General features: G+C 54.9%; 11 protein-coding genes and 1 pseudogene. 7 read left to right on the top strand and 5 right to left on the bottom strand.

The window, feature by feature from the left end:
• Positions 1-6 precede the first annotated feature (6 nt).
• Positions 7-1,113: a polyamine ABC transporter substrate-binding protein gene (locus NKH80_RS17760; protein ID WP_352992746.1), complete on the bottom strand. Its 1,107-nt coding sequence runs from the start codon at positions 1,111-1,113 to the stop codon at positions 7-9.
• 90 nt (positions 1,114-1,203) lie between these two features.
• Between NKH80_RS17760 and NKH80_RS17755 the strand changes: the two genes are divergently transcribed.
• The 3 genes from NKH80_RS17755 (at position 1,204) to NKH80_RS17745 (ending at position 7,135) form a co-directional block, all read left to right on the top strand.
• Positions 1,204-1,818, top strand: a complete 615-nt coding sequence (locus tag NKH80_RS17755) for a TetR/AcrR family transcriptional regulator (RefSeq protein WP_352992745.1) — start codon at positions 1,204-1,206, stop codon at positions 1,816-1,818.
• 236 nt (positions 1,819-2,054) lie between these two features.
• Positions 2,055-6,644, top strand: a complete 4,590-nt coding sequence (locus NKH80_RS17750; RefSeq protein WP_352992744.1) for an AAA family ATPase — start codon at positions 2,055-2,057, stop codon at positions 6,642-6,644.
• Between the two features lie 68 nt (positions 6,645-6,712).
• Positions 6,713-7,135: a TetR/AcrR family transcriptional regulator gene (locus tag NKH80_RS17745; RefSeq protein WP_352992743.1), complete on the top strand. Its 423-nt coding sequence runs from the start codon at positions 6,713-6,715 to the stop codon at positions 7,133-7,135.
• Between the two features lie 55 nt (positions 7,136-7,190).
• On the opposite strand, the gene NKH80_RS17740 is transcribed toward NKH80_RS17745, so the two are convergent.
• Entirely contained in the window at positions 7,191-7,391 is a 201-nt protein-coding gene (locus NKH80_RS17740) for a DUF2905 domain-containing protein (protein ID WP_254817120.1), read from the bottom strand.
• A 135-nt stretch (positions 7,392-7,526) separates the two neighbouring features.
• Here NKH80_RS17740 and NKH80_RS17735 point away from each other — a divergent pair, with 135 nt between their 5' ends.
• Positions 7,527-8,093 carry a DUF2569 family protein gene (locus NKH80_RS17735; protein WP_352689930.1) on the top strand — a complete coding sequence of 189 codons (567 nt, stop codon included), beginning with the start codon at positions 7,527-7,529 and terminating at the stop codon, positions 8,091-8,093.
• 453 nt (positions 8,094-8,546) lie between these two features.
• Here the strand turns inward: NKH80_RS17735 and NKH80_RS17730 are convergent.
• The 3 genes and pseudogenes from NKH80_RS17730 to NKH80_RS17720 all read right to left on the bottom strand — a co-directional run.
• A pseudogene (locus NKH80_RS17730) lies at positions 8,547-8,795 on the bottom strand (cupin domain-containing protein); the annotation flags it as partial.
• Between the two features lie 135 nt (positions 8,796-8,930).
• Complete coding sequence (locus NKH80_RS17725; protein ID WP_352992742.1) at positions 8,931-9,128, bottom strand: hypothetical protein; 198 nt, start codon at positions 9,126-9,128, stop codon at positions 8,931-8,933.
• Between the two features lie 267 nt (positions 9,129-9,395).
• Positions 9,396-9,635: a hypothetical protein gene (locus NKH80_RS17720; protein ID WP_352992741.1), complete on the bottom strand. Its 240-nt coding sequence runs from the start codon at positions 9,633-9,635 to the stop codon at positions 9,396-9,398.
• Between the two features lie 484 nt (positions 9,636-10,119).
• On the opposite strand from NKH80_RS17720, the gene NKH80_RS17715 reads away from it, so the two are divergent.
• From NKH80_RS17715 to NKH80_RS17705, 3 genes are all read left to right on the top strand, one after another.
• Positions 10,120-10,833, top strand: a complete 714-nt coding sequence (locus tag NKH80_RS17715) for a hypothetical protein (RefSeq protein WP_352992739.1) — start codon at positions 10,120-10,122, stop codon at positions 10,831-10,833.
• Between the two features lie 61 nt (positions 10,834-10,894).
• Positions 10,895-11,449: a hypothetical protein gene (locus NKH80_RS17710; RefSeq protein ID WP_352992737.1), complete on the top strand. Its 555-nt coding sequence runs from the start codon at positions 10,895-10,897 to the stop codon at positions 11,447-11,449.
• A complete protein-coding gene (locus NKH80_RS17705; protein WP_352992735.1) occupies positions 11,424-12,278 on the top strand; it encodes a hypothetical protein in 855 nt (284 codons plus the stop codon). The genes NKH80_RS17710 and NKH80_RS17705 overlap by 26 nt, the downstream gene beginning before the upstream one ends.
• Positions 12,279-12,344: the final 66 nt, after the last annotated feature.

Below are 12,344 nucleotides of genomic sequence, written 5' to 3'. Positions count from 1 at the left end.
AGCCGGTCATTGCGCCTGCAGCATTTCGGTCCAGACGTCCTGCATCTTCTTGTCGAGATCGGCATTCGGCGCCGGATAGGCCTGGGCGCGGGCGAGGAATTCCGGCTGCTCGTCGAAGCGCAGGATCTTCTTCTGCTCGTCGCTCAGGGCCGCCTTGTTGTTGGCCGGCATGCCCCAATAGCAGGACGAGGTGGCGAGCCGCGCCTGCCCTTCGGGGCTCATAATGTACTGGATGAATTTAAGCGCCAGATCCTTGTTCTTGGAATCCTTGAACATTGCCAGCGACTGCGACCACAGCACCGCGCCTTCTTTCGGAATAGAGAAGTCGAGGGCAGGGTTTTCCTTGGCCAGCCCAGCCGTCACCCATTCGCCGCCGCCGACCAGTATGTCGACCTCGCCTGTCGCCAGCGCCGTCTGGCTGGCGGTCACTTCGCCGACCAGCTTGGCGTTGGCCTTCATTTTGAGCAGCTCTTCCTTGATGGCGGGAAGGTCGGCTTCGGTCAGTTCCGCAGTCTTCTTACCGATCGCCAGTGCGGCCATGCCGATGACCGGCAGGTAATAATCGTAGATGGCGATCTTGCCCTTGTATTTGTCGCCGGTCAGCGCGGCAAGCGACTGCATGTCGGCCGGGTCGACCTTGGTCTTGTTGTAGCCGATCGTGTTGTAGCCGAACTTTTCGGTGATGCCGTAACGCTTGCCGTCGACGACGGTGGAGCTATCCATCTTCACCTGCGGAAACAGATCGGCCAGCGGCAGCTTATCTTCCGGTAGCGGTTCGAACAGGCCTTTTTCGACGCCGCGCGGTATGTCGATGCTGTCGATCACCATCACGTCCCAGTCGCCCGGCTGCGACTGTTCGACGATCGCCAGGCCGGCGCCGGTGCCTTCGAACTCCTTGACATTGACCTTGACGCCGTTCGCCTCCTCGAACGGCTGCAACAGCGCCGGATCGGCGTGATCGCACCAGATCAGCGCGTTGAGGTCCTGCGCCTGAGCGAGGCTGCCAGCCGCCAGCAGCAGTGCTGCGGCGGCGCACGCGCCTTGGAGATGGCTCTTCAGAACGGAAAGCGGGTTTCTGGTAATTGGATTGGAGGTCTTCAGCTTGGTGGACATCGAGTGTTCTCCCTTGCCTTTTTGGCTTGTAGCAAAAATTGAACCAATTCTAAAATTGAGTCAATTCTGTTTTTGTGGCAAACAGCCGCTATGAGCGGATTGCGGGCAAGGCAGAAGGCGGATCGGCATCGCCGCATCATCGAGGCGGCGGCGGCGCTTTTCCGCGATGCCGGCTATGAAGGCGCCAAGATCGAAACCATCGCCGCGCAGGCCGAAGTCTCGGTCGGCACGATCTACAACTACTACCAGAACAAGGGCGACATCCTCGGCGCCATCGTTTCGATGGAGGTCAACGAGGTGCTGAATGCCGGGCTCGGCGTCGTTGCCAACCCGCCAGCCAATGTCGGCGACGCTCTCGATACGCTGCTCGGCATCTATATCGAACATTCACTGCATTATCTCAGCAAGGAGATGTGGCGGCAGGCGATGGCGATCTCGACGCAGCTGCCCGACAGCCCGTTCGGCCAGGCCTATACGGCGCTCGACCGGGCACTGACCGAGCAGATCCGCGCGCTGATCGCCAGGTTACAGGCGCTCGGCCTGGTGCGCCGCGACATCGATGGTCCGGCGCTCGGCGAACTCATCTTCAACAACATGAACATGATGTTCATCGAGTTCGTGAAGCGCGAGGAGGCGAGGATTGCAGAATTGCGCACGGCGATACGCAGGCAGAACCGGATATTGGTGGCGGCGATTGGGGTGTGAGGGGTGAAAGCGAGCCCTGCGGCGAGTGTCGGCCTCGGACCGACGACCGGACGCTAAAGCCGTGGTCCGGCCGTACGGGAGCGGCTAAAATCAATGACGCTAGGCCTCAGTCAACATCAATCTCGATCGCACGCAGGCTTGCATGTCATAGACATTTCCTAAGCAGTACGCCTACCGTTCCCGATTGATCCGATTCTATTGTTAAAAATAGCGATCATCGTTGCGGACTGTCGTACATGATACCTGGAGGCATCGCGGACAAACTTGGAAATCGCTATGAAGCGAAATGGCTTGTTCGTTCCCTGATGGACGTGCTCAGCGGGAAGGCTGAATGGCTTCAATTCGAAAATATCGATACCGAATTCCACGGCTTCGAATTCGGCATAAGGAGGGATGGTCTCACTGAGTGGCATCAGACTAAGATATCGTCTCCTGGGGGAAATTGGGCGATCGGCGCCCTTGGCCGTGAAGGTATTTTGAGCGCGTTTGCGAACCGCTTATCCAAAGATGCCACGGCTCATTGTCACTTTGTTTCGCAAGATAACGCTGGCACTTTCCATAAGCTGACGGAAAAGGCTCGCTTAGCAAATGGCACGCGCCAATTCCTCGACGCCCTGTCGCAAGACCAAAACGACGCCTTTCAACAGCTCTTGGCAAAGTGGGCGACGACGCCTGACACGGCGTATGAGTGGCTCCAGAGGAGCCATGTAGTAACAATTTCAGAAACAACCTTGGAGTGGACGATCCAGTCGTTCGGCGATCTTTATTTTTTGAATGGCGGAGCGAGTGCTTTTGCAAACCTGCGAGATATTGCCGAGAAAAATTTCAACAAGCTGCTGACAGGCGCATCACTGCGATCATTAATAAGGGAAAACGGCGTTCTGACGATCAAGGATTGGGCGCTTGATCCAACAATCGGAGAAAGGCTCAAAGAAGAAACGGAGGCATATCTTGGCACCTATGTGCCTTTTGGCGCTGGTGGGGAAGTGATTCAACGAAGCGAGAGTCACCTGTTGATCCAGGAAATTCTCGATCCCAGCGGTGCAGAGCTAATATTGCTGACAGGCGTGGCGGGCTCCGGAAAATCCGGAATCGTCCGTTCCGCAATATCCGACTTGGTATCATTCGGGATTCCGCACCTAGCATTTCGGGTCGATCAATGCCTGCATTGTAGCACCAGGGAAGAACTCGGAAGGCACCTATTCGGCCGGGAAGAAGGTCCAGCGAGCACCTTGAAAGGTGCGTTTCCATCTACTCGATCTGTCCTGATTATAGATCAAGTTGACGCTATCAGCGAAGTCTCTGGTCGAGATGGAAAGGTCAAAGAGGTCATATTCCGGCTGATTGCCGATGCTCACAATTTTCAGAGTATCAAGGTCGTGGTGATTTGCAGGACCTTTGACCTCGAAAGTGATCCACGGCTGAAGCAGTTGAAGGAACTGCGGCGAGCCAAGCAAATTGACGTCCCGCTCTTCAGTTGGGGCACTGATGTCGAGCCGATTTTAGTCTCAAAGAATGTCCCTGTTGATCGATTGACCGGACCTCAGCGTCGCCTCCTGGAACTTCCCATCAATCTCGCGGTTTTCTTGGAAATTGATGAGAAACATCTCGTTTTCCAATCTCGATCGGCTCTGCATGAAAAGTTAATTGAAAAGAAACAGCGGGTCATCTCCAAAACGCTTAAACCCGCATGGACGGTCGTACAGGCTCTTGGAGCGATGTGCGAATGGATGAGCAAGCGCCAGCAACTTGACGCACCAATCTCGGTCCTCGACCCCTTCCCAAGGGCCATAGATGTCCTGACCTCCGAGGGGCTTATCGTACTGTCGCGTGGCCGAGTGAATTTCTTTCACGAGAGTTTTTTCGATCATATCTTTGCACGATCTTTTGTCTTTCGCGAACAGCGCTTGGTCGACATGCTTCGCGAGACTGAACAGCATCTATTCCGCCGGACTCAAGTCCGGCAAATTCTCGAGGCGCTCCGGCAGAATGATTTCTCGCGTTATGCGGATGAATTGTCATCGCTGCTGTTCGGTGAAAAGATCCGTTTTCACATCAAATTCGCCATTTGCCAGTGGCTAACGACCATCGAAACTCCGACCGACCGTGAGTTTGAAATCGTTCAAGATCTCGACACCTTACCGGATAAATACAACCAGCTGTTTCGCCGCGCGGTTCTATCAAGCCACGTTTGGTTTGATTTCCTCAGCGCGAAGCAATGGATTTATACAGAACTGGAATGCCGATCGGAAAAGCGCACGGATACTCTTCTTTGGTGGTTGTCCAGCATAGCAGGCGAGAGGCCGCGGGAAATTAGTGAACTGCTTCGCAGGTGGTGGGCCGGCGACGCTGCAAAAGCGGAGCAATTGGTAAGCTGGTTCGGATTTGTCCATCGGAAGCAATCCGACGATGATCTCCTTCAGCTTTGTTGCGATGTTGTCGCATCACACCCACTGGAGCTTTTCAAAGACCGCGGGCGTGATCGTATCACGATGCTGCTTCACGTTTGGGGAGAAAAATCACCGGAGAAATGCGGGCAGCTAATTGAGGCCATTTTCGATGCCTGGTATGCCCAACATCCTGGTCAAAATCCATTTGATCGCGATCAGGAGAAGGTCATCGAAGGGTATTCACTGGAGGAGCTACTGAAGAAAGCTCCGAAAGCCCTTGCAATAGGTTTCACTGGCGCTTTGGCACGCGCAGTTGATTTGGTGATAGCTGAAGGGCGAGCCGGCTCAAGCTGGTATTCATTTAATTATAGAAGCTATTCAGGCAATCGCTTTGGCTTTGACCATTTTCTGGGGGTCTACGTCGCGGCCTTAAAGAAAGTGGCGGAGAAGGATCCATCCGACGCGGCCGAATTCCTAGCTCGGTTGAATCCGGACAAGCATGAGTGCTTCATGCACATCCACTTGGAAACCATCCAAGCAAATCCGACCGCTCTGGCCGAGCGACTGCCCAACCTCGTGGCCAACAAGCTTGCCTTTGAATCAGGCTGGCAGGGGGCCGATTGGATGTCGCTGGCTACAGCCTGCCGTGAAATTTTTCCTCACCTTGTCGCTGATCAAAGGTGTCTAATTGAAAATCGTATCTCCCAGCAAAATGAAGAAATCGAATACGCGTCGCGGTTACTGCGTCGCATCAAAGAGGCAGGAGAGACAGGCCCGTTTTGGACAAGAGGGAGCGCACTTCGTGCATTGAACCGCTCTGGCCACAAACGGTGGTGCATTCTGGAAACAATTGGAGAGGACCGCCTAAGCCAGACAAGCAGGCTACAGCTCTCACAACTCAGGAGGAAATTTCGCGGTTGGCAGGTCGATGAACCATCGCAAGTCGAAGCACATTTTGTTGGCTCTCCGATCAAACGACACAGTTGCGAACGCATGTCCGACCGTCACTGGCTTTCTGCCATTGAGCGTTATGACAATGATGAAGACAGGCGGCGCGGTCGGGTATTCGTCGATGGAGGAGCGAGGCAGTTGGCAGGCGAACTCCAGGAAGCAACCAAGAAAAACCCCCAGCGATTTTCGGCGCTCCTGCTGCAAATTCCTGAAGCCGCCCATAAGAGCTACGCCGGACACATATTGTCAGGTTTGGCCGACGCGGAGAACGCGTTGGACGAATGGTTGATCACCGCTATTCGTCATGCACATCAGCTCGACGGAAGGCCATACGGCAATGAAATCGCCCGTCTCCTCATCAATCATCCGCACTTAGCTGCAACGTCGGATATCGCAGATGCCTTGATCTGGTATGCCATGTATGGCGAAGCCAGCGAGAGTGACGATGCCGACACAACTAGCGTCGCGCGTGAAACGCTGACCATCGACCATTTGATTCAACGGGGCGGCGGTCTTCATATCCGAGGCATCAACGGCGTGCGCGGTTGGGCTTGGGAGGCGTTGGGAGCCGTTCTCTGGCACGTGCCGAAACTTGAGTCCGCAGTTTGGCATGCTTTGGACATCGCCGTTGAGCAAGAGATGCTCATTGGCGTACGCTGCTGCATGATGAAACCGCTGACGCCTTTGTTCAATGCAGACAAAAATCGATTTGAATCGACACTAAGAAAGCTCGTGGGAATAGCTTCTGGTTCGCCTATTGAGACCCATATAAATCGCCTTGCGCCCCTTGTTACCCATACGGGTGTCAGCCTGTTCCCCTATGTACTGAGTTGGTTACCTGAGTTGGGCAGAGAACTCATTTCGCACCTTCTGGGAAGCGGGGATCGGACCAAAGAACTCATAGCGGCCTGGTTCGTTTTCGGTGAAAGCTTCCGGCACCCAGAATTCTCGCAAGATGCGGACGACCTGAGTGCGAAGAGCGTTGACCATAGAAGGTTGATGGCAGACGTCGCTGGAGACGTGCTGACATGGGCGGAACATGCTAATCGCCCCGATATTTTGTTGAGGCGTTTCTTTTCTGATGAAGACAAAGAAGTCCGCAGCCAAGCGGCTGACGCGTTCCGGCGCATTAACCCTGATGAAGTCGCGCGATACCGTGATCTAACCCGCGAATTTTTACGATCTCCGGCATACGCGGACAGCGGTTTTGCGGTGCTTCACATGCTCGAAGGCGCGACCTGTGATGTCCTCGACCTAGTTGTGGAAGCAGCAGGGCGAACAATAATAGATCTCTCGAAAAATGGTGATCAAAATGGAAGACGGGGCACCGACGTTCATCGTCTGCAGGATATGTTGAAACGAGAGTATGTCTCGTCAGAGAAAAGTCCGGAGGCAAGGACGAAGATCCTTGATATGATCGACCTAATGCTGTCCCGTGAAATCCACGGCGCTGAGAGCATCGTTTCCGCTCACGATCGATGGTAAAGCAATGTTGCCGTAGGTCATTCCGATACATCCAGAACAAGGGCGACATCCTCGGCGCGATCGTTTCGATGGAGGTCAACGAGGTGCTGAATGCCGGGCGCGGCGTCGTCGCCAACCCGCCAGCCAATGTCGGCGACGCTCTCGATACGCTGCTCGGCATCTATATCGAACATTCGCTGCATTATCTCAGCAAGGAGATGTGGCGGCAGGCGATGGCGATCTCGACGCAACTGCCGGACAGCCCGTTCGGCCAGGCCTACACGGCGCTCGACCGGGCACTGACCGAGCAGATTCGCGCGCTGATCGCCAGGCTACAGGCGCTCGGCCTGGTGCGCCGCGACATCGATGGTCCCGCGCTCGGCGAACTCATCTTCAACAACATGAACATGATGTTCATCGAGTTCGTGAAGCGCGAGGAGGCGAGGATTGCAGAATTGCGCACGGCGATACGCAGGCAGAACCGGATATTGGTGGCGGCGATTGGGGTGTAAGACGATCAAGGGCGAGTAGGACCAGCAACACAAATCGCCGCAGCCGGAGTATCGCCTAACGGTTGATCAGCCATAGAATGGCCGAGAGCACGATGCTGACCAGTATCGCCGTGGTGATAGGGACATAAAGCCTGAAGTTCTCACGCTCGATCACGATATCGCCGGGCAGCCTGCCAAGGCCGGAGCGGGCCAACCAAGGCCACAGCAGGCCTATGGCGACTATGCTGAGACCAACGACGATCAGAGTTCGCGACATGGCATCCTGCCGGAAAGTGTCGTGCCAGAAATATAGTGTTGACGGATCTTGCAAGCAGCGCTTCCACTCGATATTGCCTCTTGAGTTGAGATTGAAATCTGCTACAACCTTAACGGGCATCAAGGGAGGGATTGGATGCGGATTTCCATCTGGCATTGGGCTATACTGCTGCTGCTGATCGGCGTGCCCGTTTTCTTTGCCGTTCGGTCAGCCGCAAAGCCATTACAGGATCCTTCGGCTCTCGTCGGTTTTGGAGGCTGGCTTATGCTGCTGGCGATTGGACAGTGCTTGGCACCTTTCCGCACGCTGGCTGAGCTGTTCTCTTCGAGCGGGGGCTATCGACAGCTAATGACGCTCCCCAACGGCGCGTTGGCGGTCTACGGCGAGGTCGCCCTGTTGCTGGCGTTTCTGGTGCTCCAGCTGGTTGTGTTCGTTGCAATGCTCCGGCGGAGTTCCCGTTTCAAGCAGCTGTTCCTGTATCAGTGGTTTGCAATACCAATCGTGTTTATTCTGGACACGACATGGATCTCAGCGGTTATGAGCGCTCCTGTGAGCTTGGTGCTTGCAGGGGATGCGCTGGTAATGCCCGCAGTTTCTTTTGTCCTGACCGGGATCTGGGTCGCCTACGTCTACAAGTCGGTCAGGGTGAGAAACACGTTCGACCGGGCCGCGATATCCGGTCGGGTCGCGAGTGCTTCCTGAGCTTGCCGCGAGCCCTATGTATGGCAGCCGACAAAAAATGCCGGGCGCGCTGCATCGACCCGGATCACCCGGCCTGTAGGCCTGCTCGAGCGAGGATTTCAGGCGCCGGCGTGACATCCCGTGCGGCTTGCAGTAGCCGGGGTCGATCGCGCGATAGCCAAGCAGATGGCCAAGTGGCGCCAGGATCCCCAGCGCCACTCGCTGAATAGCAGGTGGCGGGTGCGTGAAGACGATCACGTCGGCAAATTCCCTGGCGATGACCGCTGCCTGAAGCGGCGAAGGCCTGCCTTTTCTGTCCACCTTGCCGGCATTGGCCAGGCCGAAGAGCATGCCGATCAGCAGCTCGAAACGGTTCGGGTCGACATTGTCTGCACCTGGCGCCCGGTCGACTTCGACCAGCACATGCGCTTCTTCGGTTTTGCTGCTGTTCCACCAATCATGTGCGACGCCTGCTTCGACCGTGGCGGATTGGCCGGGCCCCAGGGACAAAGTCTTCCCGGCCATGCGAGCGTCGAGCCGGCCGCCGAGGACGGCAAACCGCTCCGTCAGGTTTGGGTGGAAGTGCTCGCCCACCACTGCGGCTCCCGGCCGGGCGGTCAGATGAGCGATGCCAGGTCCGTGGCCGCGGTCTTCGGTGCCACGCAGGATGACCGCATATTCGCCGGTCACCTTGTTCTCGTAGACATCTCCACAGCGTGACATGGATCGGCTCCGGAGTTTCAGAGCACCAATGCCCGGCAACTCTATCGTCAAAGGCTTGGTCGTTCAACGACGCTCCAACGGGCGATTGCGGAAACACCAGTTGCCGGCTCTTCGTCAACGCGGGCGATCAGCGCTCTACCGAGCATGCTTAGGCGGCCGCGCACGCGGAAACGGCACGACCGTCAGTGGCGCCTTGCGGAATTCCGCGATGGCTATTTCTTCAATCAGCGCGTCGAGGGCCTCGTTGACGCGTCGGCTCGTTTCATCCGCGCCGCAGAGGCGGTTTTGTGCGCACTCCAAAAGCTCGCGCGCCGCGGCGAAATCACTTCGCATGACAACACCCTTTGGTTTTTGGCCCGCCGCACGGGGCATTGTCGGCGCGCTTAATTGAGCGAGTGCTAATATACACAGGAGCAATTTAATCGAATGCTGTTGAATGGCCCGGAGCCGGAGAGGGGCCGAAATGAAGGCTGTAAGGGCTAGGCACTAATGGGCTCGGCGTCTCTTGGTATGAGATGCCAAAGCGCAATCTGGCGTCAGATTAAGCCGGCAATTTCACGCGACGTTTGTGGTTCCCCGACGGGGACGGAACGCGTGGCCCTAAAACGTTCTTGGGCGGCTAAGATATTCTCTGGCGGCGGCAATCTGGCGCCGGTGCTCGCGCAGGAAGGCTGCGCCGAAACAAATGGCGAAGGCCAGTACTGAAAGGCTTGTCGTTGCTCTTGATGTTGGATCGGGGTCGGGACTTAGCAGGAAACGGAAACCGAACGCGCAGGCGAAGACGATAAGGCCGCCAAATAAACCATTGATGAAGGGGGCGGTCGTGCGTTTCTGCTCCAACGGAAACTCCCATGGGTTTCCGCTGGGGTATATGTGTTTGAACTGATGTGCCACCGCTCCAGACGGGCGGACCCTGTGGAAATCGGGGATGACCTGACGTCGATGCCCTTGAAGGCGGGAATCTAGAATACTGCATTGGGGTCTACAATGCCAAGGACGCCAAAGGTTCATTCCAGGCATTTGGCGAATAACGTCACATGGATGTTCGGACCTCAACGACACCAGCCGGCTGCGACAGTTTCTCCTCCAGCGTATGAGCAGCAAACATTCAAACAGGCGCTGGCTCCATGGAACGGGCGCGAATTGATAGCAAAATCAACATCCACGCTAACGCCAGCTCAAGGCGGCGCATGGCTCGGGTAGCAGTACGGGTAGCCAGGGCGGGCGCCGCTGTGAGAGGGACTGATCCCGAACAGGTGCATTGCTGCGGTCACAAAGTCGTGCAAGTCTGCGCAACAATCTGGGCTTAGCCGGGACTCTTGAATTGGAAGCGCTTTCATCATTCGAGTTGCATAACTACGCTTTCGAGATTCGTTACCCAAACGCTTATCGCATTTGGGACGAAGCGGGGCGCATCGCCACCCAATTGCAGGAGGGCGTCAAAGACCTTGTGCTGACGAAGGGTGAGCCCTCGCTTTTGACATTTGTGCTGAACAACTCGATAACAGTCGAGGTTAGAATTGATCGTCTTAACGTCACAGAACACTATCCAAAGGTGGACTTCGGAAAGAACACGAGAGATCTTCAATATGTTTTCGACGTGGTCTCCGATGTTCTCCGAATTGCGCAAATTACACGTTTAGGAACAAAAGTCGAATACAGAAAAGAGTTTAAAAATAAATCAGAGATGGCCGGTTTCTTTGTAGATTTTAACGTTATTTCGTCTGTCTCTGGAAAGAATTTCAACGTCGAATCAGAGTTGGTTTTTCCTACGATCCATATTCAGGTTGAAGATAAAGAGCTTGGATACCATTTCAGACTCACTCCTAAGAACGAGCGGGTCCAATTGAGCGTCGGACCGGGAGTGCGAGAGATTGAAAACGTTGACAAAGAGAAAATCTACGTCGCACTCGAAGTCGATTTGTACACCGTCAAAGAGATGGAGCGAAGTGGCTTGAGGGTATCGGACTGGATGGATACAGTAGCGAGAGTGGTCCGAAGGGACGTGGACAAGATATTGTCGAAGCTGGGTAGCTAGAATGTCAGCGTATGAAAGTTCCGAGACGCGCACTACCGATTCACCTACGGGCGGCGTAGTCTTGAGGGGCCTGCCGAGCGCGACGTTCTCGGTCTTGGACGTTTCTGGTGTTGCGGCGTTTGGAAATCGCCCCAGAGCGTTAATTGATCCTAGTAGGCTGTATGTCGTTGATGATGACAGCGAGGTTACTCAGAAAACCAAAACAGCCCTGTTTCTTACCGATTGCTCTGAAGCTTTCTTTCAATTGCAAAAGGTAGCCCGGGCTCTGGAAGAAGGCGCAGACTTCGAAGCAGATTTGGCATTTATGGATGCCAAGAGATCGGTCTTCTCGTTAGCAAAGCATCGCGACATGGGCGAGGGGATTGCACTCGTTATCTGGTGGCTGATCAAGATTGCAGCGTCGGCACCTGTGGCACCCGAGGCGCAACCTCATATCCAATGCATGAAGACGGCGATAAGCGATCTGAAGAAATCCCCGAATTTGGATTTTGAAAAAGCAATGGCCGTGGTGGATGGGCTTGAGTCGAATTTGGGTGCGCATCCCGCTCCATCTATAAATGAGTTGGCCTCGCTTCTTTTGGATGGAGAGAATGTCGAGCAGTCAGCAATTGGGTAACCAGACAGCGGTATTAGACACGTCCGTATTTGCTGACCTATCTCTAAAATCAGATGACAAAAACGCGGCTGCAAAGCGAGCCGTCGCTAAATACACAGATATCCTGCTTTTCGAGTATATGCTTAAGGAATTCAAGCAGGGGCCGCTGACTAATTTTGCCTGGTTGTACGAAAAGTTTCGTGAGACGCAATCTCATTTGGAGACGCTGGACAAGCTACATAGGATGTCCAGAACTCCGCGAACCTATCGAACTTCAACGGCACTTGAAGCGTATAAAGAGGCCTACAAACTCCTTGATAAGGTCGGAATGAAAGTAATTTTGGCATCTTCGTCAAACGGGGATTCCGAAGACAAGGCGCTGGCGGATTTCTTAGGTGTTGAGGTAAAGCGGATCGCGCTGAATGCCTGGAATAAGCGCGGCAACTTTGGGACGGTTACAAACCAGCTACCGTGCTACGAACTAAAGGATATCCCGGCACAAAATGGTTCGATCGACCTGCGGCCAACTGCGTGCAGCCGTGGGGCGAATTGCTGCGTTCAGCTCGAAATGACGGGAAACAAGTCAAGGCTAAAAAATATCCAAAAGGGCCTAAAAAGTGCGCCAGAGAAGAACGAGACGACCAAGCGAAGGGCAGTCGTAAGAAAGATGGTCAATCACCCGAACGACGCTTTGACAAAGGACGAATGCCGGCGGATAGGGGACGCATATTTCGTATTCGCCGCGCCGGAGGGAAGCGCGGTTCTAACCACCAACACTAAAGATATGGTGCCGCTAGGTCAGGCTTGCTCGGTAAAGATCGAATCACCCTGTGAGCGGCCCGAGACATAGGTGACGATTTGTACCGGACACATAGGTAACACTTTTCGGTTTTTGCCGGGAGGTGTTGATGCCGTG

Source organism: Mesorhizobium sp. M0904, assembly GCF_040319475.1.
Lineage (GTDB): Bacteria > Pseudomonadota > Alphaproteobacteria > Rhizobiales > Rhizobiaceae > Mesorhizobium.
Note: the sequence above shows the minus strand (reverse complement) of the source record. Positions and strands in the feature narration are given on the sequence as shown.